The 24,575-nt window shown below is 64.2% G+C and carries 16 protein-coding genes and 1 pseudogene; 12 read left to right on the forward strand and 5 right to left on the reverse strand.

The window, feature by feature from the left end:
- Window positions 1-7 precede the first annotated feature (7 nt).
- The gene (locus IVA82_RS35825) at window positions 8-1,036 is read right to left on the reverse strand and encodes a glycosyltransferase family 2 protein (protein WP_247381466.1); all 1,029 of its coding nucleotides are present in this window, start codon (window positions 1,034-1,036) and stop codon (window positions 8-10) included.
- 395 nt (window positions 1,037-1,431) lie between these two features.
- Between IVA82_RS35825 and IVA82_RS35830 the strand changes: the two genes are divergently transcribed.
- From IVA82_RS35830 to IVA82_RS35845, 4 genes are all read left to right on the forward strand, one after another.
- The gene (locus IVA82_RS35830) at window positions 1,432-2,226 is read left to right on the forward strand and encodes a class I SAM-dependent methyltransferase (protein WP_247381464.1); all 795 of its coding nucleotides are present in this window, start codon (window positions 1,432-1,434) and stop codon (window positions 2,224-2,226) included.
- A 246-nt stretch (window positions 2,227-2,472) separates the two neighbouring features.
- Window positions 2,473-4,839: an exopolysaccharide transport family protein gene (locus tag IVA82_RS35835; RefSeq protein ID WP_247381462.1), complete on the forward strand. Its 2,367-nt coding sequence runs from the start codon at window positions 2,473-2,475 to the stop codon at window positions 4,837-4,839.
- On the forward strand, window positions 4,832-5,638 hold the full coding sequence (locus IVA82_RS35840) for a WecB/TagA/CpsF family glycosyltransferase (RefSeq protein WP_247381460.1): 807 nt from the start codon (window positions 4,832-4,834) through the stop codon (window positions 5,636-5,638). Before IVA82_RS35835 ends, IVA82_RS35840 begins: the two co-directional genes overlap by 8 nt.
- Before the next feature lie 249 nt (window positions 5,639-5,887).
- Window positions 5,888-6,229: a hypothetical protein gene (locus IVA82_RS35845; RefSeq protein ID WP_247381458.1), complete on the forward strand. Its 342-nt coding sequence runs from the start codon at window positions 5,888-5,890 to the stop codon at window positions 6,227-6,229.
- Here IVA82_RS35845 and IVA82_RS35850 read toward each other — a convergent pair.
- Window positions 6,203-10,318: a GAF domain-containing protein gene (locus tag IVA82_RS35850; protein ID WP_247381456.1), complete on the reverse strand. Its 4,116-nt coding sequence runs from the start codon at window positions 10,316-10,318 to the stop codon at window positions 6,203-6,205. The two genes, IVA82_RS35845 and IVA82_RS35850, sit on opposite strands and share 27 nt — an antisense overlap.
- 348 nt (window positions 10,319-10,666) lie before the next feature.
- Here IVA82_RS35850 and IVA82_RS35855 point away from each other — a divergent pair.
- The 3 genes and pseudogenes from IVA82_RS35855 to IVA82_RS35865 all read left to right on the forward strand — a co-directional run.
- Window positions 10,667-10,831 (forward strand): annotated as a pseudogene (locus IVA82_RS35855) (Ldh family oxidoreductase); the annotation flags it as partial.
- A 21-nt stretch (window positions 10,832-10,852) separates the two neighbouring features.
- Window positions 10,853-12,220: an LLM class flavin-dependent oxidoreductase gene (locus IVA82_RS35860; RefSeq protein WP_247381452.1), complete on the forward strand. Its 1,368-nt coding sequence runs from the start codon at window positions 10,853-10,855 to the stop codon at window positions 12,218-12,220.
- A 13-nt stretch (window positions 12,221-12,233) separates the two neighbouring features.
- The gene (locus IVA82_RS35865; protein ID WP_247381442.1) at window positions 12,234-13,019 is read left to right on the forward strand and encodes a fumarylacetoacetate hydrolase family protein; all 786 of its coding nucleotides are present in this window, start codon (window positions 12,234-12,236) and stop codon (window positions 13,017-13,019) included.
- A gap of 159 nt (window positions 13,020-13,178) precedes the next feature.
- Here the strand turns inward: IVA82_RS35865 and IVA82_RS35870 are convergent, their stop codons facing one another.
- Complete coding sequence (locus tag IVA82_RS35870; protein WP_247381440.1) at window positions 13,179-13,634, reverse strand: Lrp/AsnC family transcriptional regulator; 456 nt, start codon at window positions 13,632-13,634, stop codon at window positions 13,179-13,181.
- Window positions 13,635-13,788: 154 nt separating this feature from the next.
- Here IVA82_RS35870 and IVA82_RS35875 point away from each other — a divergent pair, with 154 nt between their 5' ends.
- Both IVA82_RS35875 and iaaH read left to right on the forward strand, forming a co-directional pair.
- Window positions 13,789-17,238 carry an indolepyruvate ferredoxin oxidoreductase family protein gene (locus tag IVA82_RS35875; protein ID WP_247381438.1) on the forward strand — a complete coding sequence of 1,150 codons (3,450 nt, stop codon included), beginning with the start codon at window positions 13,789-13,791 and terminating at the stop codon, window positions 17,236-17,238.
- 76 nt (window positions 17,239-17,314) lie between these two features.
- Window positions 17,315-18,733 carry an indoleacetamide hydrolase gene (gene iaaH / locus IVA82_RS35880; RefSeq protein WP_247381436.1) on the forward strand — a complete coding sequence of 473 codons (1,419 nt, stop codon included), beginning with the start codon at window positions 17,315-17,317 and terminating at the stop codon, window positions 18,731-18,733.
- 137 nt (window positions 18,734-18,870) lie between these two features.
- Here iaaH and IVA82_RS35885 read toward each other — a convergent pair whose 3' ends face one another.
- Window positions 18,871-19,779, reverse strand: coding sequence for a LysR family transcriptional regulator (locus IVA82_RS35885; protein WP_247381434.1), 909 nt, complete (start codon window positions 19,777-19,779; stop codon window positions 18,871-18,873).
- Between the two features lie 328 nt (window positions 19,780-20,107).
- Between IVA82_RS35885 and IVA82_RS35890 the strand changes: the two genes are divergently transcribed.
- From IVA82_RS35890 to IVA82_RS35900, 3 genes are read left to right on the forward strand one after another with little or no spacing between them, the layout of a single operon-like run.
- A complete protein-coding gene (locus IVA82_RS35890; RefSeq protein WP_247381433.1) occupies window positions 20,108-21,289 on the forward strand; it encodes an HlyD family secretion protein in 1,182 nt (393 codons plus the stop codon).
- Between the two features lie 57 nt (window positions 21,290-21,346).
- Window positions 21,347-22,966 (forward strand): MDR family MFS transporter, encoded by a 1,620-nt coding sequence (locus tag IVA82_RS35895; protein WP_247381431.1) that lies wholly within the window; start codon window positions 21,347-21,349, stop codon window positions 22,964-22,966.
- Between the two features lie 29 nt (window positions 22,967-22,995).
- Window positions 22,996-23,454: a carboxymuconolactone decarboxylase family protein gene (locus IVA82_RS35900; protein WP_247381429.1), complete on the forward strand. Its 459-nt coding sequence runs from the start codon at window positions 22,996-22,998 to the stop codon at window positions 23,452-23,454.
- A 205-nt stretch (window positions 23,455-23,659) separates the two neighbouring features.
- Here the strand turns inward: IVA82_RS35900 and IVA82_RS35905 are convergent, their stop codons facing one another.
- Window positions 23,660-24,520, reverse strand: coding sequence for a D-amino-acid transaminase (locus IVA82_RS35905; protein WP_247381426.1), 861 nt, complete (start codon window positions 24,518-24,520; stop codon window positions 23,660-23,662).
- Window positions 24,521-24,575: the final 55 nt, after the last annotated feature.

A 24,575-nucleotide genomic window follows, 5' to 3' on the forward strand; every position in this document is an offset into this window, starting at 1 on the left:
CGCTGCGTCACGACACGATCTTCGAGGCTTCGTAAGGCCTCGATTCGACACCGAACGCCGCGAGCGCAGCGCCGAGTGCGACCATCACGGGATGCATCGCGATGACGGCTTTCGACGATGTCAGCAGGCGCGCCGCGCGAACCACCGACAGCGGCAGCCGACCGAGCATCTGCGCAAACACCCACGCCCGCGCCGCCGTGCTTGGCGCGGCCTTGTACTGCACGCGATAATTGATCGCGCCGATGCGCAGACCACGCCTCATGATCCAGCCGAGGCTGGTGCGGCTTTGCGGTACGGTCTCGGCGATGACGGCTTCCGCCGTCCAGTGGAATTTCATGCCGGCATCGCGGCACCGCACGAAGAAATCGCAGTCGCCGCCGCCAAGGAAATTGAAGCGCAAATCGAAGGCGGGATGATCGAACCGCTCGAACACCGCGCGCGTGATCAGGCAATTGCCGCAGCCATAAATCAAAGGTACCGCGCCGCTGTAATCATAGGCGGGACAGAAGGCCGGGTGACGCGCGAGCCATGGCTGGCTGTCGTCGTCGAACACCGGCAGCACCGGTCCGCCGACCACGTCTGCGCCGGTTGCCTCACAGGTGCGAACCATCAGCTCGAGCCAGTCGGGCGAGGCGATCTCGTCGTCGTCGATCATCAGGAAGCGGGTCGCGGCCGGAAACAGCGCCTGCGCCGTCTCGAACGCGGCATTGATCGCCTGGCAATTGCCCTGACGCTGCTCGACCAGGCAGATGCCCTGGAGCTTGCCGGCAGCGAGGAATTCCGCAGCGACCGGCGCGCTCTCGCGCTCTGCCGCGTCGTTCTCGACCATGACGACCGCGAAGGAGCGCGGGCTACGCTGGCTGGCAAGCGACTCCAGCGTTAGCCGTAGATGCTGCGGCCGGCGAAAGCAGGGAATGCAGACGACGATGCCGACCGACAGGTCGATGACGCGCGAGCTCGCGGCGATCTCCCGGTTGGGATCACGCACGAGGTCCGAGATCCGGTTGGCGGACAGGTCTGTCGGGATCAGCGTCATGGCGTTCTAGATGCCCGAGATGTGTTGAAGAAACCCTGCGTCGATCGCGTGCATCGAGCAGTCCCGCAACGGCACAACGACGTGCAACAGATGCGTCCCAAAATGAGCGACCCGCTTCGGCGACAAAACGAGCCTTCTTGCCGACATCCTCGAGCATGCAAGCCTATTATCAAGCGCTTAACCGCTTTCGCTCGTTTTTCCTATGAGCTCTGATGCGCGTGATATTGCAATTCGCGGTCCATCGTCCGGCAATCGCGCAATGCGGAAGATGCCGTAGTTAACGCATATGCGCATTAACCCGACGCGACCGGTGAAGAGACCCGGCATCAGATTTGCTCTTCGGGCACGGGGGATTTTCCCTGTAAATTTGAATCGAACAAGCGCGGTCGAGAAACATGAACAAGCCAACCACGATCGATTTCGCGACAGCGATCCCCACTCGCGCCAAGCCCGCCCATAACCAGGCGCTGCTCGAGATGGTCCCCGGCGAAGCCCGCGACAGCCTGCTCGCCATTCATGAGGTGCTGCGCCGCGAACTGCCGCGAGGCCGGCTCGCCATCTACGAGGCCGGCGGCGGCTCATGCAGCTTCCTGCCCGTGGACGTGCTAAGCCGCAGCCACGTCACGGTCGTCGATATCGACGAGGACCAGGTCCGCAACAACACTTACGCAGACGACGCAATCCTCGGCGACGTGCAGACCCATCGCTTCGGCGCTGAAGCCTTCGATGTGGTGATCTGCTACAACGTGATCGAGCATCTGCCCGACGTCGAGGCCGCGCTGTTGAACTTCCGCGATGCTCTCAAGCCCGGCGGGATGATCCTGATCGGTGCGCCCAATCCGCACTCGCTCTCGGGCGTCGTCACCAAATACTCGCCGCACTGGTTCCATGTCTGGTTCTATCGGAATATCCGCGGCATCAGGAATGCCGGCCTGCCCGGCGAACCGCCGTTTCCGACCTTTTTCCACCCGCTGGTGACGCTGTCGAAGCTCGAAACGTTCGCCGCCGCCCATGGCCTCGACATGATCTATCGCCGCGAGGTCGAGAGTCCGCGCTATCCCGAGATGCGCCAGCGCAAGCCGCTGTTCGCCGCCCTCGTCGATGCCGGCGCCGCACTCATGAATGCCCTGCTCCCGCGCGGGACCGACGTCCGCCGCGGCGACTATCATGTCATTCTGCGGAAGCGCTGACGATGGCGCGCATGTTCAGTAACGAACCGTTAATCTCTGAGGGACCGACGCATCGAGAGCGTCACGACGACGCGCCGGGAAGCGGCGGCCGCTTAAACGCTTTGTTTGCCATTTCGGTGAATAGTCCCTCAATGAGTATGGTTAATTTTCCCTATTGCGTTGATTGGGCACCTATATCCCGGGTGCGTGGGGTAGAGCGAAGAGTAACCCCTCAGCCTACGACACTTGGAATGGAAGCTGGGGATCATGCTTGACTATAACCAGCCGATAGATCGGGCCAGATCGGGGGCCCCTCAGCAGAGCTCGCCGACCGGCTTCAACGTGCTGGAACTCGCCAGCCTGCTTTGGCGGCGCAGGGTCGCGATTGCGGCAGCCGCCCTGCTCGGCGCGGCGCTCGCCGTCACCATCGGCAAGAGTCTCACGCCGCGCTACACCGCCACATCCCAGCTCTATGTCGATCCGCGCGAACTCCAGCTCGTCGATCGCGAACTCACCCCTCGCGCGCAGGACGTCTCTGGCATGTCCATGGTGGTGGAGAGCCAGGCCCGCCTGATCACATCCAACAGCGTGCTGTTGCAGGTGATCCAGCACGCCAATCTCGAGAATGATGCGGAATTCGGCGGCGGCGATGCCAGGAGCCTGATGTCGTCGCTGCTGGGCCTGATCGGCCTGCAACCACGCGCGCCCTCTGCTGCAGAAATAAAGGACGTGCAGCTTGCGGCGCTCGACGCCCTAAACAAGCACATCACGGTCCGCAAGGGCGACAAGAGCTTCATCGTCGACATCGAGGTCTGGTCGACCGATCCGGCGAAAGCAGCGATGCTCGCCAACACGCTGACCAGCACCTATCTTTCGGACTCCCGCAATTCACAGGCTCTGGCGGCGCGGCGCGCCACCAGCGACCTGTCCGGCCGCCTGAAGGAATTGCGCGAGCGGCTGCGCAACGCCGAGACCGCGCTCGCGACCTACAAGGCCCAGAATAATTTTGTCGGCACCCAGGACGCGCTGATCAGCGATCAACAGCTCTCCTCCAGCAACCAGCGGCTTTCCGCGGCTCGCGCGGCGACGATGGATGCGCAGGCGCGGCTCGACCAGATCGAGGCAAGCCGGCGCACGGCTGCGGATGCCGGCGCGATTCCCGAAGCCTTGCAATCGCCGACGATCGCCAACCTGCGCGCCCAATATGCCGATGCTCGCAAGAAATATGCGGAGCAGGCCGGCGAGCTCGGGCCGCGTCACCCGGCGCTGCGCCAGACCGAGAAGCAGGTCGAGGATCTCAAGCGCACCATCGGCGAGGAGATCGACCGCTTCGCCCAATCGGCCAAGAACGACCTGACGCGCGCCCGCGACTATGAGGCCTCGCTCAACCGGGCGCTCGAGGCCCAGAAGCGGCAGAGCGTCCAGCTCAGCCAGGCTGCCGTGCGGCTGCGCGAGCTCGAGCGCGAGGCCGATGCCAGCCGCGACGTCTATCAATCCTTCCTCAAGCGCTCGCGCGAGACCGAGGAGCAGGAAAGCCTGAACACCTCGGCGGCGCGTGTCATCGGCGAAGCCACAGTGCCGCAGCGGCGTTCGTTCCCGCCGGCGATGAGCCTGTTCGCCATGATCGGCTTCATCTTTGGCGCGCTCGCTGCTTCAGGCTGGTTCGTCGCGGCCGAGCTCCTGTTGGCCGGCGCGACCTCGCCGGTGCCCACGCCAACACGTCGCGAGCACACGCCAGCCCCGGAGACCAAGCGTGCTTTGGAGGTTTCGCGAACTCCGGAGGTTTCGCGGCCGCCGCTGAACGCGCGCACTCCGGAAGTTGCCAAGAATTCTCCGGAGGCCGCGCCGCTGGAGGCCGCTGCGGCGCCGCTTTCGCTGGTGGAAAAGCCCCTGATCGCGCGCCTCCAGGAGGCCGACGTCATCCACACGCTCGGCGCCATTCTCGCCACCGGCAGCAGCGTCGATCTCACCCGGCTGGATTGGCCGACGCTGCGCCCCGGATTTCCGCTGACGACGCTGCTCAACGCCTTGCGCGACATGCGCGCCGCAGTCACCCGGCGCGCCGGGAGCAAGGCGATGCCGGTCATCGCGCTCGTCGGCGCCAACGAAACCACCGGGCGTAGCATGAGCGCGCTGAACTTCGCGCTCGCGGCGGCGCGCGATGGCACCCGCGTGCTGATGATCGACGCCGATCACCAGGCGCACACGCTCTCCAACAAGGTCAACCGTCCGGCCAAGAGTGAGCCGGGCAAGTACGGCTGGCTCTCGATCGGCAGCAAGGCCGTGCGCGAGATCAAGACCGTCAACGGCATCTCGGTGCTCCCGGCTGCCGAGAGCGATGCCGGCAAGGCGACGGAGGCCATCCGCAAGGCGATTGCGCAGGCGCGTTCCGCTGGCGGCTACGACCTCATCATCCTCGACGGTCCGGCGATACCGCTGTCGGCCGCCGGCCGCAAGCTGCTCGATGGCGTCGACGCGCTCGTCGCGGTGCTGCCAACCAGCCTCGACATCAACGACAGCATGGAAGAGATCCTGGCCGCGCTCGGCGGCGCCGAGCGCAAGCTCGTCGGCGTCGTGCTCGACGAGCTCACCCCCGCAACCCAAACGCGCCAGCGAGGCAGACAATATGCTTGAGCGCCGCGTCAACATCGAGGGGCGGGCAGCGACCGCCGAAGTGCCACGGGTCACCGTCGGCGGACTTCGCATGGCCACGCTCGACCTGGAAGCGACCGCCGATTTCATGATCGAGGCGACCGATCCGCGCCATCGCATCGGCCGTCCACTGTTCCTGACCTCGGCCAATGGCGAGGTGCTGGGACGCTGCTCGACCGAGCCGCAGACCGAGCGCCTGTTCCGCGCTGCCGACCTGATCAATGCCGACGGCCAGCCGCTGGTGGCGGCCTCCAAGCTGCAATCCTGGTTTCCGCTGCCCGAGCGGGTCGCAACCACGGACCTATTTCACGTCGTCGCGCGCAAAGCCGAAGCTGCCGGCCGCACCTTCTACATGCTTGGCGCCAGCGAGGACGAGAACGCAGCAGCGGTCGCGAATGTCCAGAAGCTGTATCCGAACCTCAAGATTGTCGGGCACAGCCACGGCTATCTCCGCGGCGATGCCATGCGGGCCAAGGTCGAGGAGATCAATGCACTCGCACCGGACTATCTTTGGGTCGCGCTTGGCGTGCCCAGCGAGCAGGCCTTCGTCGAGGAATTCACGCCACTTCTCACCAATGTCGGCGTCATCAAGACGTCCGGCGGCCTGTTCAACTTCCTCTCGGGCAGCCGGTCCCGCGCACCACAATGGATGCAGAAGATCGGACTGGAGTGGGCCTGGCGTACCTTGCTCGAGCCACGCCGCCTGTTCTGGCGCTATCTGACCACCAATCCACGCGCGCTCTATCTGCTGTTCAGCCGCAACCGACCCATCAACCGCTGAGAGCCGCCGAGATGCCCCTCGCCGCACTAGGCGCCCTTATTGTGCCTTGCCGGTCGGCACCCTGAGCGGCTAAAGAGACTGTGACAGTCAGCGTTGGCAACTTTCCAGGCGGCCGCACGTTTTTGTATGGCGGCCGACGCAGGCGGCACACTTGGTTCGACCAATAGCGCGAGCCGATTTTTTACAGCGAAACAGATCGAGTCGGCGCGTCGCCTGATTTCAGGCGTGGCCCCAGGGAGCACGGAGCGAATGCATCAGGCCGCAAGCCTGCAATTCGAGCGCGTGATGGACGAGCTCGTGCTCTGGCACGCGGTGCCGGAGGACGAACGCTCGCCGGCACCGGCCTGGTGGTGGGGACCGGCGATGGCGATGTTCGACGTGCACGAACCGATGCGACACGCGTGGTGTACCGAGCTCGGCCTCGGCGACGGCTCGAGCTTTGCCGATGGCGCGCATGCCCTTATCGCGCTGTTCGCCGAACAAACCTCGCTGACCTGGCCGGATGATTTTCCGCGCAAGGCGGAAATCAAGGAAGAGGACGTCCGCGAACTGCACCCGCAACCGTCAGACGACAGCGCGTTCCAACCGTAACGCCACGGCCTCGTCCGCGACCGGCTCCGGCTCCGGCTGGAGCGGCGGTGCGAGCGGAAGGACGATCGGCCGCAGCAGCTCGGCCATCTGCCGCGCCGGCAGCGGCTTTGAGATCAGGAAGCCCTGCATCTCGTCGCAACCATGGGCGCGCAGGAACGCCTCCTGCTCGGCGTTCTCGACGCCTTCGGCAACCACGGTCATGCCGAGCGCCTTGCCCATGCTGATGATCGCCTGCGCAATCGCCTGGTCCTCCGAATCCTGCGGCAGGTCGCGCACGAAGGAGCGGTCGATCTTGATGGTGTCGATCGGGAAATGCTTCATCAGCGACATCGAGGAATAGCCGGTGCCGAAATCGTCGATGGCGAGACGAATGCCGCGGCTCTGGATCGCATCGAGCACCTTCAGCGCGCGCCCGACATTGCGCATCATCATGCTCTCGGTGACCTCTAACTGGAGCAGCACCGGCGACATGCCGCTTGCAGCCAGCGCCTCATCGACGTCCTGCAACAAATGCGCGTCGGCAAACTGCCGCGGCGACAGGTTGACCGCCATCGACACAGGCAGCAGACCGCGACGCTGCCAGGCCATCGCCTGCGCGCACGCTTCCTTCACCACCCAGCGGCCGATCGGCACGATCAAGCCGGTTTCCTCGGCAAGCGGGATGAACTGCGCCGGCGAAATGTTGCCGAGATCGGGATGCGTCCAGCGCAGCAGCGCTTCGACGCCGGTGATCTGGCTCGTCTCCATGTCCACCTTGGGCTGGTAGTTCAGCGAGAACTGCTCGCGCTCCAGCGCCCGGCGCAGCGCGCTTTCAAGCGACAGCCGCTCGATCGACTGCGTCTTCACCTCCTTGGAGAAGAAGCGATAGCCGTTCTTGCCGTCTTCCTTGGCGAGATACATCGCCATGTCGGCGTTCTTGGTCAGCGTCTGCGCGTCGGCGCCGTTGGCTGGATACATCGCGATGCCGATCGAAGCGGTGGTGTGACACTCGTGGCCGGCAAGCTCCATGGGTTTGCCCAGCACCGTCAGCAGTTCGGTCGCGATGCGCTGGACGTCGTCGACCTCGCCGCACTGGTCGAGGATCACCACGAACTCGTCGCCGCCGAGCCGCGCCACCACGTCGCTTGCGCGTAAGGCGTTGCGCAGGCGGTCGGCGACTTCGAGCAGTAGTAGATCGCCAGCCTCGTGGCCGAGCGAGTCGTTGATGACTTTGAAGCGGTCGAGATCGATGAACAGCAGTGCAAAGCGGAGCTCTTGGCGCTGCGCGGTCTCGATCGCTCCTCGCAGCAACGCGTTGAACGTCTCGCGGTTGGGCAAGTTGGTCAGGCTGTCATAGGAGGCGAGGTATTCGATCCGCTCGTCCGCCTTGTTCTTCTCGTCGGCGCGATCGAAATTCTCCATCGCGAAGGAAACGTTTTCGGCGAGACGCTGCAACAGCTCGACGAACTCGCCCGTAAAAGTGTCCGGTTCGGTTGACATGTAGATCATGACGCCAACCGCCTGGTCGTGCGCGACCAGCGGGAACGCCGCGCCCGACCGCGCGCCGTCGCCGCGGACGACGGCGTGGAAGGCGCGGACGCGGTCGTCGTTGAGATAATCGTTGCTGATGCAAGGCTGGCACGTTCGGAACGCGGTGCCGCTCATGCCACGTCCTTCGGGGCGTTCGGGGTCCGTGGAGAGGCGAATGTTGCGCGTGGTGTCGGACGACGGTCCGGCGCTGGCGACGATTTCCAGCTGGTCGCTGTCCGCCTTGGCCAGCGCAATGGTGGTGGAGGTGAATTTTGCGCCATTCGATGCGGCGAGGCAGACGAGGTCGTACAGCTCGGCGCGCGACTTTGCCCGCATGATCGCCTCGTTGGTGGCGCTCAGCGCCGCGAACATGCGCGTCAGGCGCTCCTTCTGGGTCTCGGTGCGAGCCTTCTCCTCGGCACGATCGAAATTGTCGAGTGCGAACGAGACGTTTTCGGCCAGGCGTCCGAGCAGTTCGACCAGATCGGGCGTGAATGTATCGGCTTCCGGGGCGAGGAAAAGCAGAATGCCGATCGGCTCCCGGCCGGCCCGCAGAAGCGGGAAGCTTGCAGCGGCCCGCGTTCCATCCTCGGTCGCCTTGGAATGCCAATGCAGCGATCGCGGATCGTTCAGATAATCGTTGATGACACTGGGTCGGCGGGTCCGCAGCGATGTCTCTATAATTCCCTGACCCTCGGGATGATCGGCGCAAACACAGCAGGTACGTCCGACCATTCGCTCCTGAAGGCGCCCCTTTACTGCGACAACGCGGACGAGCTCCCGTTTGCCGTCCAGGATGCCGATTGTGGCCGAGGCAAACACGCCGCCGAGCACGGCCGCCTGGCACGCCACATCGAACAGCTCCTCGCGCGTCTTGGCCCGCATGATGGCTTCGTTGGTCGCGCTCAGCGCCTCGAACATGCCACTCAGGCGGTCACGCTGCTTGTCGGCCCGCGCTTTTTCCTCGGCGCGATCGAAATTTTCCAGCGCGAAGGCCACGTTGGCCTGGAGCTTGCGCAACAGCTCGACGAATTCGGGCGTGAACGTTCCGCATTCCGGCGAATTGAACAGGAATACCCCTTCCAGCCTGTCGCCGTTGAACAGAGGCAGCGCGGCGCACGACGCGATGCCGTTGCGGCGGGCGCTGGCCTGCCAGGGCTTGATGCGGTCGTCTGCCAGCACGTCATTGCTTATGGCAGGCCGGCGCGTGCGGTACGCGGTGCCGGTCAATCCCCGCCCTTCGGGCACTTGGTTCGAGGTGGAAAACTTGAAAATGCGGACCTGATCCGCGTTCGGTCCGTAGCAGGCGACGACGCGCAGCTGCTCGGCGCCATGGTCGACAAGCGCAATGGTTGCCGAGGTGAACTTGGCGCCCTGCGCCGTCGCCTCGCAGACGAGATCAAATAGTTCGGCGCGCGAGCGCGCCCGCAGGATCGCCTCGTTGGTGGCGCTGAGCGCGGCATACATCCGCGCGAGACGCTCTTCTTCCGCAGCGATCCTGGCCTTCTCGGTCTCTCGGTCGAAATTGTCGATCGCGAACGAGACGTTCTCCGCCATGCGCACCAGCAGCGCGACGACCTCCTCGTCCCTGGCCCACGACCTGCTGACGAAGAACAAGAGCACGCCGACGCTTTCGCCGCGCTTGATCAGAGGCGCTACCACGCAGGCGGCGACGCCGGTATTGACATTGGCCTGCTCCCAAGGCGTTCCCCGGATGCGGCTGGCGAGATCTTCCTCGACGATGGCTTTCTGGGTCCGGAACACCTCGCCGGAGATGCCCTTGCCGTAGGGGTTTTCAGGGTCGATCGAATAGCGTGACTGGGTGACCAGCTCCAGGTTCTGTCCCGTGGAAGCGACCGGACTCATCCAATGCGAATCCGTCTCGCGAAGCAGGACGATGGTCGCCAGTGACTTGCCGCCATGCACGGAGGCGTCGCACACGAGCTGGTAAAGCTCCTGCTCGGTCTTGGCGCGGAGAATGGCTTCGTTGGTGGCGCTGATGGCGCCGAACATGCGATTAAGCCGGCGGGTCGCCCGCTCGCTGGTCTGCCGCGCGGTTTCGCGGGCGAAATTGTCCAGCGCATAGGTAATGTTGGCCGACATGCGCTCGAACAGCGACACCATCTGCTCATTCAGCGAGCCGGCCTCGCTGCGCGTCACGTACAGCACGCCGACGCTCTGACCATTGCACAACAATGGCAGCGCCGCGGCGGCGCCGATATGAGCCCGCGACGCGCCCTCGCGCCACGCGAGCGAGCGCGGATCGTTCAGGAAATCGTTGCTGATGCAGAGCCTCCGGCTGCGAAAGGCTTCGCCGCCGACGCCCGATCCTTCCGGCGTACCGGCCTCCGTGGTGATCTTGATCGCACGCAACCGCGCAACGTCGTCGCCGCAGCCAGCCGCAAACCGTAGCCGCTGGCCGTCCGGCTCCACCAGGAACACGGCCACTGCCATGAAGTCCCCACTCGAAAACCCGGCGTCGCAGACCCTCTGGTACAGCTCGTCCGGCGATTTCGCATAAAGGATCGCTTCATTGATGGCGCTCAACGCTGCAAATGTGCGCGCGAGGGGCGTTTGCACGATCTCAACTCCCCGACATTTCTGCCATTTTCTCCCGGGTAGCTTTATGAAGGCGATGGCCTAAATGGTCGTTATTGGTCCCCGCAAACCGTCAATCAAAGTGAACGAGCTGCGAACAACCGGCGCGAAACTGTCCGGAATCCTGCCGTACGGGATGGCGCGTTCGACCAAAGGCGCGTTCTCTTTACGAATTTGCAGCCCTGTATTGGTTTACGGGAGATTGATATCGCACCTGTGCTTTGAGACGATGGCCCCCAACAACCAGAGCCCGCCAAGGGCGATGACCCGAGGAAGCGCCATGCCGATTGTCAAGGCCGACCGCCTCACGCGCATTAGCGCGGCGCTGCTCCTCCGTCCGAAGGCAGCAAGGGCGTGTTCTATCCCGGCGAAATCGAGGGCTTGCGCGAGCAGCAACGGCTTCGCGACGGCATCGAGATCGAGGACGCGACCTGGGAGAAGCTGCGCGCGCTGGCGCGCGATTACAGGCTCGACACAATGCTCGATCTGGCCTGACGGAATTTGGAGAACAGCAGCATGACGCGGCAAATGGTACTGGTCGGCTTCCTCCAGGCACAGAACTGCACCAACTTGCCGAGCTCCTGGCGGCATCCGGACTCGCGCGACGATTCGATGTCGGCGGACTACTATCAGGAGATCGCGCGCATCCTGGAGGCCGGCAAATTCCACATGGCCTTCTTCGACGATCGCCTGGCGATGCCGGACCGCTATGGCAACGATCACGCCCACACCGTCGAATACGGCATCCGCTGCGTTAAGATGGACCCGCTGATCGTGCTGACCACGATGGGACTGGTCACCGACATGCTCGGGTTGGGGGCGACCTGCTCAACGACCTATTACGAGCCGTTCGACGTCGCCCGGCGCTTCGCAACGCTCGACCTGATGTCGGGCGGGCGGGCCGGCTGGAACGTCGTCACTTCCCTCAATGACGGCGAGGCGCTCAACATGGGCAAGGATTCCCATCCCGAGCACGACTCCCGCTACGACCGCGCCGACGAATTCATGGAGGTCGTGCTCGGCCACTGGGACACCTGGGAGGACGGCGCGCTCATCATGGACAAGAAGAGCGGCCGTTTCGCCGATCCGGCCAAGGTGAAGCGGCTCGATCACAACGGACCGGCCTTCAAGTCGCGTGGACCGTTCACGGTGCCGCGCTCTGACCAAGGCCATCCCGTGATTATCCAGGCCGGCGCGTCCGGCCGCGGCCAGCGCTTTGCCGGGCGCTGGGGTGAGGTGATTTTCACCGCCGCGCGCAATCTCGCCGCAGCAAAGGACGGCTACGCGGCCGTGCGCAACGAGGCGGCCAAAGCCGGTCGCGATCCCGACCAGATGTTCCTCTGCAACCTGACGACGCCGGTCTGCGCCGCGACCAGGTCCGAAGCCGAGGACAAGATGGCGCTGATCAACAAGCTGCCGCTCCAGATCGACGCGCTGTCTCTGCTCGCCGAAGCGCTCAACTATGATTTCGCCTCGAAAGATCTCGACGAGCCGCTGACGACGGAAGAGCTCAAGAACATGCAGGGGCTTTTGGGCATCCGCGACGGCGTGCTGAAAACCTCCGGCAAGAGCAACCCAAGCGCGCGCGACTTCGTTACCTTCTCCGGCCGCGGCCAGGTTCAGGACGCGATGGTCGGTGGGCCCAAGGAGATCGCAGACAGGCTCGAAGAGATGTTCGTCGAACGCGGCTGCGACGGCTTCGTCATCGCCGCGACCTATGTGCCCGGCTCCTACGCCGATTTCGTGCACCATGTCGTGCCGGAATTGCAGCGCCGCGGCTTGTTCCAGAAGGACTATCGCGGCAAGACGCTGCGGGAAAATCTCGGGCTGAAGCGGCCGGCGGCCGGCGCCTGGAAAGTGCAGCCGCGCGACGCCGCGGAATAGCAGGGGATCTGACATGCGCTGGCTCAAATTCACTGCCTCTGGCAAAACGTCATGGGGGATCGTTGAAGGCGATCAGGCGATCGCTGTCGACGGCGATCCCTTTGGGGAATGGCAGCGCACCTCGCAGAGGTTTCCCTTAGCGCGAGTGAAGATCGAGCTGCCGCTGATCCCGCGCACCTTCTATTGCGTCGGCCTGAACTATCTGAAGCACCTGAAGGAAGCCGCCGACAAGCGCGGCGAGGTGCCGGCCGTCCCTGACAGACCGGAGATCGGCTACCGTGCCCAAAACGCGCTGGTCGCACATGACGAGGAGGTTGTAATCCCGTCTTTTGCGACGGAGAAGATCCACTATGAGGGAGAGCTGGTCGTCGTCATCGGCAAGAAGGTGAAGCATCTCACCGAGGAGAACGCGATGGATTGCGTGTTCGGCTACACCATCGGCAACGATGTCAGCGAGCGCAGCTGGCAGAAGGCCGATCGCAGCCTGTGGCGGTCGAAGAACGCCGACACGTTCAAGCCGATGGGCCCGTGGATCGAGACCGAGGCCGATCTCGCCAAGATGCAGACCGTCGTCCGTGTCAACGGCAAAGTGACCAACCGCTTCCGCACCAACGACATGATTTTTGGTGTGGTACCGTTCCTGATCGAGCTGACCAAGTATTTTACGCTGTGGCCCGGCGACGTGATCTGGATGGGTACCGACGGCGCCTCGCCCGATATCAAGCACGGCGACGTCGTGGAGATCGACATTACCGGCATCGCCACGCTGCGAAATCGATTCGTGCGCGAGCAGCGGTAGCCTGTACACTCGGCTGCGCGGCGCACTATCCGACCCTCATCCTGAGGAGCGCGTCTTCGCGCGTCTCGAAGGATGAAGGCCCCGCTCTTGGCCTCGCCCTTCGAGACGCTTGCTCCGCAAGCCCTCAGGATGAGGGGAAACATTTGTGTACCGGACTGGCTAGAACGGCAGCGCCACGCTGGTCTTGATCTCCTTCAGCACCACGTTGCTGCGGACGTAGCGGATGCCGGGAATGCGAAACATGAAGTCGTCGAGGAACCTGTTGTAGGCGGCCATGTCCTGCACGACGACGCGCAAATGATAGTCGGCGTCACCCGTCGTCGCAAAACACTCCAGCACCTCGCGGCGCGTCGTTACCCGGGCCACAAATTCGTCGACGAATTTGGCGTCGTGCCGCTCCAGCGAGACATGGAGGATGGCGGACATTGCAAAGCCGGCCTGCTCTCGCGCGACCAGTGCCGCATAGCCCCGGATGACGCCGGTCTCCTCGAGCGCGCGCACCCGCCGCCAGCAGGCCGAGGTCGACATGCCAACCTCATCCGCAAGCTGCTGATTGGTAGCGCGGCCGTCCTTCTGGAGATGGCCAAGAATCCGCGCGTCCTGGTCTTCGATCACGATGGCACCTCAGTTCGGCATACTATACCGTAAGGCGCGCAGGCACGCAAAATCCTACCAGATTTCAGCTAAAGACGGAATGAATAGGTAAGACCTACCAGCGCCCCAGGCTTAACCTTTGCCGATCCGGCAGGGACGCCGCGCGAGGTGCGCCATGGACGCCATTCCGTCACTCGATACCTACGAGCTCTCCGACCGCTACGACCGGGAGGAGGGCCGCGTCTTCCTCACGGGCACGCAGGCGATCGTCCGCATCGCACTCGACCAGGCGCGGCGCGATCGTGTGCGCGGCCTCAACACCGCCGGCTTCATCTCCGGCTATCGTGGCTCGCCGCTCGGCGGCATCGATCTCGAGCTCTGGCGCATCAACGGGCGCCTGAAGCGGGACCGCATCGAATTCCTCCCAGCTGTCAACGAGGACCTCGCGGCGACCGCAGTGCTCGGCTCGCAGCAGGTCGAGACGCAATCCGACCGCGAGGTCGATGGCGTGTTCGGACTTTGGTACGGTAAGGGACCCGGCGTCGACCGCTCCGGCGATGCGCTCAAGCACGGCAACGCCTACGGCTCCTCGCCGCATGGCGGCGTGCTGGTGATCGCCGGCGACGACCATGGCTGCGTCTCCTCCTCGATGCCGCACCAGTCCGATGTCGCCTTCATGAGCTGGTTCATGCCGACGCTGCATCCGGCCAGCATCGGCGAATACCTCGCGTTCGGCGAGTACGGCTACGCGCTGAGCCGCTTCTCCGGCATGTGGGTCGGCTTCAAGGCGATCTCGGAGATCGTGGAGTCAGGCGCGTCCGTCGCGCTGCGCCCGCCGCGCGCCTTCCTCTCGCCGGACTTCACGCCGCCACCGGGCGGGCTGCATTATCGCTGGCCCGATCTGCCGGGGCCGCAGATCGAGGAGCGGCTGGAGGCGAAGAAGCACGCGGTCTACGCCTTTGCGAAAGCCAATCCGATCGACCGCCACATCTACGACGTCGCCGACGCCACCTTCGGCATCGTCACCACCGGCAAGGCGCATCTCGACCTGATGGAAGCACTGCGGCTGATAGGGCTCGACGAAGCCGCGTGCCGCAGCATCGGCATCGACATTTACAAGGTCGGCATGGTCTGGCCATTGGCGCTACATGACGCCATGGCATTCGTGAAGGGCAAGCGCGAGATTCTCGTGGTCGAAGAAAAGCGCGGCATCATCGAGAGCCAGTTTAAAGAGTATTTCTACGACTATCCCGGCAGCAAGCCCGAGCGCATGGTCGGCAAGCACGACGAGACCGGCGCACGGCTGATCTCCTGGATCGGCGAATTGTCGCCGCGCGCGCTGGCTGGCGTGCTCGCTCGCCGGCTCGATCCGATGTTTCCGGGCCTCAATCTCGCCGCGCGTGCCGCCGCGCTGTTGCCGGAGGCGGCCCGAACGATCAACGTCGCCGGTGCGACACGCACGCCCTATTTCTGCTCGGGCTGCCCGCACAACATTTCAACGAAAGTCCCTGAAGGTTCGAAGGCGCTGGCCGGCATCGGCTGCCATTTCATGGCGAGCTGGATGGACCGCGAGACCTCGTCGCTGATCCAGATGGGAGGCGAAGGCGTGAACTGGGCGGCCTCGTCGCGATTCACGGGCCAAAGGCATATCTTCCAGAACCTCGGCGAAGGCACCTATTATCACTCCGGCTCGATGGCGATCCGGCAGGCGATCGCGGCAAAGGCTAACATCACCTACAAGATCCTGTTCAACGATGCCGTGGCCATGACCGGCGGCCAGCCGGTCGATGGCCCCGTGAGCGTGCATGCGATCGCGCACAGTGTCCGCGCGGAAGGCGTGACGCGCATCGCGCTGGTGTCGGACGTCCCCTCGCAGTTCTCACTAGCGGACCTGCCCATCGGCGTGACCATTCACCCGCGCGAGGAAATGGACGCCGTACAGCGCGAGCTACGCGACATCCCCGAGGTATCGGTCCTGATCTATCAGCAGACCTGCGCCACCGAAAAACGACGGCGGCGCAAGCGCGGACAGATGGCCGACCCCAAGCGCTTTGCCTACATCAACGATCTCGTCTGTGAGGGTTGCGGCGACTGCTCGGTTGAATCCAACTGCCTCAGTGTCGAGCCGAAGGAGACGCCGTTCGGCCGCAAGCGGCGGATCAATCTGTCGGCCTGCAACAAGGACCTTTCCTGCCTCAACGGTTTCTGCCCGAGCTTCGTCACCGTCGAGGGTGCGACGCGCCGGAAGAAGGCCGCTAGCCAGATCGACGCGGTCGGCCGTGCGGCGACGCTTCCCTTGCCTGCGCCCGTCTCGCTCGATCGACCCTACGACCTGCTCGTGACCGGTGTCGGCGGGACCGGCGTGATTACCGTCGGCGCCCTGATCGGCATGGCCGCGCATCTCGAACGCCGCGGCGTCTCGGTGCTGGATTTCACCGGCTTTGCGCAAAAATTCGGACCTGTGCTGAGCTATATCCGTCTGGCAACTTTCCCGGATTCATTGCATCAGGTTCGCGTCGACCAGGGCGCGGCCGATGCGCTGATCGGCTGCGATCTCGTGGTGAGCTCCTCGCCAAAAGCGTCCGGCACCTACCGCCGCGGCACGCGCGCCGCGATCAACACGGCGGAGATGCCGACCGGCGACGTCGTCCGCTTCCGCGACGCCGATCTCGCCTCGCCCGCCCGCCTGCGCGCGATCGGCCAGGTCATTGGCGAGAATAATCTCGATACCATCAATGCGAACGAGCTCGCTGAACGGCTGCTCGGCGACGCCGTCTATGCCAACATCATCATGCTCGGCTTCGCCTGGCAGCATGGATTGGTCCCGATCTCGCTACAAGCGCTGTTGCGCGCGATCGAGCTCAATGGCGTGGCGGTCGAACGCAACAAGCAGGCGCTTGCCTGGGGCCGGATCGCCGCCGCCGATCTGGACTCGGTACCGAAGCCGGACAGCACTCCAACATTCGAGACGCTTGATCAACTCATCACCCGCCGCGCCGAATTCCTCACCGCCTATCAGGATGCCGCTTATGCAAGGCGCTACCGGACGCTCGTGACGAAGGTCCGCAACGCGGAGGCGGCGCTGGGCAGTGAGGCGCTGACCGAAGCGGTGGCGCGCGCCCTGTTCAAACTGATGGCCTACAAGGACGAATACGAGGTGGCGCGCCTGCACATGCAGAGCGACTTCCTCGACGAATTGAAGCGAGAATTCGACGGCGACTTCAGCATCAAATATCACCTCGCGCCGCCCTTGCTTCCGTCCAAGCGCGATGCCCGTGGCCGTCCGCGCAAGCGCGCCTTCGGCCAGTGGATCCAGGTGCCGCTGTCCGTGCTCGCGCGCTTGAAGGGATTGCGCGGCACGCCCCTCGATCCATTCGGCTACACGGCCGAACGGCGTACGGAGCGGGAGCTGATCGCCTGGTACCAGGGGTTGATCGATCGGATGCTCGACGGTCTCGACGCCGAGCGCCTCTCTGATGTTGTCGCGGTCGCCAGAGCCCCGATGGATATCCGCGGCTACGGGCCGGTGAAGGCTTCGGCTATTACGAAGGTGAGGGCCGAAGTGGAACGCCTGCTTGCGGATTTGACCGCATTGCGGCCGCCAAAGGTGCGGGCCACCGGTTGACGCGACGCCGACGAAGCCCCAGCCTCACGGCTCGAGAGGGCACCGTCATGATGGCCCTGCATTCGGGTGACGCATCATGGATTTCGACCAGTTGACCCTGACCCAGGCCGCAGCCGACCTCCGCGCTGGAATAGTGACGAGCAAAGCGCTCACGACAGAAGCGCTGGCCCGCGCCAAGGCGGATGCCGACCTCAACGCCTTCGTCACCCTGGACGAGGCCGGCGCCCTGAAGGCCGCTGCGGCATTCGACGCGAACGGCGACAGGGACAAGCCGCTCGGCGGCGTTCCCATCGTGATCAAGGACAATATCGAGGTCGCGGGACTGCCCTGTAGCGCGGGCACGCCGGCGCTGAAAGACTATGTGCCGCAGGCCGACGCGCCGGTGGTCACAAAATTGCGGGTCGCAGGCGCGGTGATCATGGGCAAGACCAGCATGCACGAGCTCGCCTTCGGCATCTCCGGCTACAACACGGCGTTCAAGACCGGCCCAGAGTTCGGCGTACGCAACGCCTATGATCGCGCGCTGATTGCCGGCGGCTCCTCGTCCGGAACGGGCGCCGCGATCGGCGCGCGGATCGTCGCAGGCGGGCTCGGCACCGACACCGGCGGTTCGGTCCGAGTGCCGGCTGCGCTGAATGGATGCGCGTCGTTACGCCCGACCGTCAGACGCTATCCGCAAGCGGGCATCGCGCCGATCTCGCACACCCGCGATACCGCCGGCCCGATGGCAGCGACCATGGCCGACGTCGCGCTGCTCGACCGCGTCATCGCGGGTGGCGATGCGGTGGTGCCAGCTGATCTCGCGGGGGTGCGGATAGGCATCGTGAGGACGATGCTCGTCAATCTCGATATCGACACTGACGACGCCTTCCACGCGGCGATCGCGCGGATGGGAGCGCAGGGCGTCAGCGTGATCGAGATCGAGATGCCGCAGCTCGCTGAGCTCAACGGCCAAGTCGGCTTCCCGGTCGCGTTGTACGAGGCCTATGACGACATGGTCGCCTATCTCAAGCACACCGGCACCGGCCTCACCATCGAGGTGCTCGCGCGCGGCATCGCCAGTCCGGATGTAAAGGGCACCTATGACGGCCTGGTGATCCCGCGCAAACTGCCCGGTCCCGACAACACGCTGGTCGACGCCAAGCCGATCTACGACAGCGCGATCCGTACCGCACGGCCGGCGCTTCAGGCACTCTACGCGAGTGCATTTGCCGTCAACAGGCTGGACGCCATCGCCTTCCCGACCACGCCGCGCGTCGCGATTGCCTCCAACCCGGACTCCAGTAGTCTGGAGAATTTCGGCCTGTTCATCCAGAACACCGATCCCGGGAGCAATGCCGGTATTCCCGGTATCCAGATTCCGATCGCGCTTGGTGCCGCAAGCAAATTGCCGATCGGCATGGAGCTGGATGGTCCGGCGGGCAGCGATCGCCGCCTGCTCGCGATTGGAATGGCGCTGGAGCAGGTGTTCGGTCGCCTGCCCCCGCCGCGCTGACGCGAACACATGTTATCCCCTCACCCTGAGGAGGCCGCGGAGCGGCCGTCTCGAAGGGCGAGGCCACCAGCCGGGCCTTCATCCTTCGAGACGCGCGCAAGAACGCGCTCCTCAGGATGAGGAATTAGGCAAGTGTCTCATGAATACGGATTGATCAGCTTCTGCTGCCTGGCACTGTGCTCAACGAGCATGTCGATGAAGGTCCTGACCTTCGCGGACAGATGATGGCGGTGCGGATAGACCGCATTCATCGACATCTCGACCGGACGATATTCCGGCAAGAGGCGCACCAGCCGACCGGCATCGAGATCGTCGCGCACCAGAAATCCAGCCGCGAGGCTGATGCCGGCGCCCTGCAACGCAGCCTCGCGCAGCGCTTCGCCGCTGTTCGTGATCAGATTGCCCGACACGCGCACCGAGGCCTGCGAACCCTTGCGATCGAAGAAGCGCCATTCGTCGAAGGGATAGTTCACGTGGCGGACGCAATTATGCTCAGTGAGATCCTCGAGCTTCTGCACGCGCCCATGCGCCTCGAGATAGGCGTGGGAGCAGCACAGCACGTGCCGCCAAGTCGCGAGGCTCCGCACGATCAGGCTAGAATCCGCCGGCGCGGTCATGCGCAGCGCGAGATCGAAACCCTCCTCGATCATATCGATATTGGTCTCCCCCATGCGCAGGTCGACCTTGACCTCGGGATAGGTCGCGAGGAATTCGGCCATTACAGGCGCGACGAACGGCACCATGTGGGTGGCGGTGTGGATCCGCAACGTGCCGCGCGGCGTCGATTGCAGCGCGCCGGCGATGTCGTCGGCCTGCTCGATATCGGCCAGTATCTGAACGCAGCGATCGTAATAGGCCTTGCCGATCTCGGTGAGGTTGACCTTGCGCGTGGTGCGGTGAAGCAGCCTCACCCCGAGGCGGTCTTCCAGTGCCTGAACGTGATTGCTCACCATGGTGGTCGACATGTTGAGCTTGCGGGCTGCTGCGGAGAAGCCGGCGGACTCAACCACCCGGCTGAATACTTCGAGGCTGGTCAATCGGTCCATGGCCGCCGGATTATCCGCGTTTGATCGATAATCGCAAGGATTTCGCACCGATTATCTATCGGATAGTTCACGCAACTAGCTGGTCGATACCGCCATCAGTCTCCCCACAGCGCTTCGTCCTCGAAGTCGGCCGCACCGGATGCGTTAGCAGCAATCGCTCGGCAAATACGGCAATCGCTCTGGGGTAGTCGCGCGCCTGGCTTGCTAGACCATCCACTCAAGGCGAGGCCCGGTTATCCACTTTTGATGGATAGTCCTTCCGACATTTCGCCGATTATCGCGCGAACCAGAAAGACCGATATTTCCGGGAAGCCGACAGGAGACTGACATGTCCGAAATGCCCCGCACCGAGAACTTCCAGCAAGCAGCTGAAATCATTGATGATTATTCCAAGTGGACTACACGTGTCCCGGCCCGGAACGTGGTCCGGCGCTTGGCCCTGGTGCTGGCGTTCCTCGCCGGCACGGCAACAGTCGCCTATTTCGGCCACGACTACTGGACGAGCGGCCGCTACCTCGAGACAACCGATGATGCCTATGTGAAGGCCGATTCCACGATCATCGCGCCCAAGGTGTCCGGCTACATCGCAAAGGTGCTGGTCGGCGACAACGAGAAGGTCAGGGCAGGTGAGGCGCTGGCGAAGATCGACGATCGCGACTTCAAGGCGGCGCTCGACCAGGCCCGCGCCGACGTCGCCGCTGCGGAAGCTTCGGTGCGCAACCTCGATGCCCAGCTCGAGCTGCAACAGCCGGTCATCGAGCAAAGCACCGCCGACGTCGCAGCAGCCGATGCCAATCTGAAATTCGCGCAGGAAGAGCGCGCCCGCTACGACGATCTCATGAAGTCGGGCTCCGGCACGATCCAGCGCGCACAACAGACCGATGCGGCGCTCCGCGCCAGCAACGCGCAATTGCAGCATGCCAAATCGGGCCTGGTGGCCGCGCAGCGCAAGGTCGACGTGCTCACCACCCAGCGCGCCCAGGCCACAGCCCAGCTCGCACGCGCCCGCGCGGTCGCAGACCAGGCACAGCTGAACCTGTCCTATACCGAGATCACCGCGCCGGTCGACGGCACTGTCGGCGCCCGCTCGCTGCGCGTCGGGCAATTCGTGCAGGCGGGCACACAATTGATGGCGGTGGTGCCGCTCGATGCGGTCTATGTGGTCGCGAACTTCAAGGAGACGCAGCTCACCCATGTACGCCCAGGCCAGCCGGTCGAGCTGCATGTCGACAGCTTCCACAGCCGGACCCTGCGCGGCCACGTCGACAGCCTGTCGCCGGCGAGCGGGCTCGAATTCGCGCTGCTGCCGCCTGACAACGCCACCGGCAATTTCACCAAGATCGTGCAGCGCGTGCCGGTAAAAATCGTGCTCGACGACCACAGCCTGACCGGCCTGCTGCGACCGGGCATGTCGGCGGTGCCAACCGTCGACACCAAGGCGACCGTGTTGGCTGAGCGCGAGATCGCCAAGCGAGTTGCCGAGAACACTGCGCGGCCAAACGGCGGCTAACGCTGAGAGGATCCTCCGTCTAACGCATCCTGTCTCCGTAACCGAGACGAGGCTTCCATGAGCACGCTCCAGCCGACCCTCAGCGCCGCTTCCACCCCCAGCATCCCCGCCCCGGCCGCGGCACCCGCGGTGCCGGCTGTTTCCGCCAGGACCTGGATCGCCGTGATCGGCGCCACGCTCGGCGCGTTCATGGCGGTGCTGAACATCCAGATCGTCAACGCCTCGCTCGCCGACATCCAGGGCGCGATCGGCGCCGGCATCGACGATGGCGGCTGGATCTCGACCTCCTATCTGATCGCCGAGATCGTGGTGATCCCGCTGTCCGGCTGGCTCGCGCAGGTGTTCTCGATCCGCATCTATCTCCTCACCAACGCGGTCCTGTTCCTGGTCCTGTCGGCGGCCTGCGCGCTGGCGCAGGACCTGCCGCAGATGATCGTGCTCCGTGCGGTGCAAGGTTTTACCGGTGGCGTGCTGATCCCAATGGCGTTCACGCTCATCATCACGCTGCTGCCGCGCGGAAAACAGCCGGTCGGCCTGGCGCTGTTCGCGCTGTCCGCGACGTTTGCACCCGCGATCGGTCCGACCATCGGCGGCTATCTCACCGAGAATTTCGGCTGGCAGTACATATTCTACGTCAACCTCGTGCCCGGCGCGATCATGGTCGGCATGCTCTGGTACGCCCTGGATGCCAAGCTGATGAAGCTCTCGCTGCTGCGCGAGGGCGACTGGGCCGGCATCGTCACCATGGCGATCGGCCTGTCCGCGCTCCAGACCGTGCTGGAAGAAGGCAACAAGGATGACTGGTTCGGTTCGCCCTTCATCGTTAGGCTGTCGGTGATCGCAGGTGTCGCGCTGACCGCTTTCCTCATCATCGAACTGACGGTCCAGAAGCCGCTGTTGAACCTGCGCCTGCTGGTCCGCCGCAATTTCGGCTTCGGCATGCTCGCGAACTTCCTGCTCGGCGTCGCGTTGTACGGTTCAGTGTTCATCCTGCCGCAATATCTGTCACGCATTCAGGGTTACAATGCGGAGCAGATCGGCATGGTGCTGGCGTGGACCGGTTTGCCGCAGCTGGTGCTGATCCCGCTGGTGCCGCGTCTGATGCAGCGGTTCGATGCACGGATCATCATCGGCATCGGCTTCGTGCTGTTCGCTGCGTCCAACTTCATGAACATTTACATGACCAGCAATTATGCCGCCGACCAGCTGCTCTGGCCGAACGTGGTCCGCGCGATCGGCCAGGCGCTGGTGATGGCGCCGCTATCGGCGGTGGCGACCGCCGGCATCGAGCCGGAGAACGCGGGCTCGGCCTCCGGCCTGTTCAACATGATGCGCAATCTCGGCGGCGCCGTCGGCATCGCGCTGTTGCAGACCGTGCTGACCAAGCGCGAGCAGTATCACTCCAACGTGCTGATGCAGTCGGTCTCGATGTTCGAGCAGGCCACCCGCACGCGGCTGGAGCAACTCACGCAGTATTTCGTCAATCACGGCATCCTCGACCGTTCGGATGCGACGCATCGTGCCTATGTCGCGGTCGGCCATATCGTGCAGAAGCAGGCCTATATCCAGGCCTTCAGCGACACCTTCTATCTGCTCGGCGTGGCACTGATCGTGGCCCTGATCGCCGCCCTGTTCCTGAAGAAGCCCGGCCATGTCTCGGCCGGGGGAGCGCACTGACATCAACCCAGCAAGCAAGGAGAACGACCATGAAGCCCCGCATGAACTTCTACCAGGCAGCCCCGGACACCATCAAAGCGTTGAACGCATTAGAGACGCATATCCAGTCGACGGGACTCGAGAAATCGCTGATCGAGCTCGTCAAGATCCGCGCGTCTCAGATCAACGGCTGCGCCTTCTGCATCAACATGCACACCGAGGACGCCCGCAAGCGCGGGGAGAGCGAGCAGCGCATCTATCTGCTCAACGCCTGGCGCGAATCCCCGCTCTACACCGACCGCGAGCGGGCCGCGCTGGCGTGGACCGAGTCGGCGACGTTGATCGCGGAGACGCACGCGCCCGACGACGTCTACGCGCAGGTCCGCGCGCAGTTCTCCGAGGAGGAGACGGTGAACCTGACCATGCTGATCGCGACCATCAATGCCTGGAACAGGCTGGCGATCTCGTTCCGGGCGATTCACCCGGTGAAGGTAAAGGCACCGGCGTGAGGGGCGTTGATCGGCGTAAGGAAGGCAACGCTGCTACCACACTTGCAACTGTCATGCCCCGCGAAAGCGGGGCATCCAGTATTCCAGAGACAGCGAGAATCAGAACAACCGCCGCGGCGTACTGGATCGCCCGGCCAAGCCGGACGATGACGGCGGAGTATGCGGTGACGTTATCACATCTCTCGCCGTCCGCAACGCCGGCTTCTCAAACCGCCGTCGCCTTCGCAAACTCCACATAAATCTCGCGCAGACGCATTGCCATCGGGCCCGGCTTGCCGTCGCCGATCTTCTGGCCGTCGATCGCGACCACCGGCTGCACGAACAGCGAGGCCGAGGTGGCGAACGCTTCCTTGGCGGCGAGCGCTTCGGCGACCGTGAAGGAACGTTCCTCGACGCGGAGCTGGCGCTCTTCGGCTAGTGCCACCACAGCCTTGCGGGTGCAGCCCGGCAGGATCGCATTGGAGTTCTTGCGGGTCACGATGACGTCGTCCTTGGTCAGGATGAACGCCGAGGACGAACCGCCCTCGGTGACATACCCGTCCTCCAGCATCCAGGCTTCAGCGGCACCGGCTTCGGCCGCGGCCTGCTTCGCCAGCACCTGCGCCAGCAGCGCCACGCTCTTGATGTCGCGACGCTCCCAGCGGATGTCGGGCACCGTGATCACGTTGATACCGGTCTTGGCCGAGGACGCGTTGATGATGTCCTTTTCGGAGGTGAACATCACCAGGCTCGACCTGACGTCGCCCTTGGGGAAGGCGAAGTCGCGGCCCTTGTCGGCGCCGCGCGTCACCTGGAGATAGACGAGGCCGCTTGCGACCTTGTTGCGCGCGATCAACTCCTTCTGGATCGCGGTGATGCGCTCGACGGTTTCCGGCAACTTCAGCTTGATCTCGCCGACCGAGCGCTCCAGCCGCGCCAGATGCGAGGCATTGTCGATCAGCTTACCGTCGAGCACGGCCGAAACCTCGTAGATGCCGTCCGCGAACAGGAAGCCGCGATCGAGAACCGAGACTTTGGCGTCCGAGAGCGGGACGAATGAGCCGTTGACGTAGGCGATCGAGTCCAAGGCAGGTCTCCTGGCGGGGAAAGGGGAAATCAGCGCGCTTATACGTCAATTGGAG

It is taken from the genome of Bradyrhizobium sp. 142 (assembly GCF_023074015.1).
GTDB lineage: Bacteria > Pseudomonadota > Alphaproteobacteria > Rhizobiales > Xanthobacteraceae > Bradyrhizobium.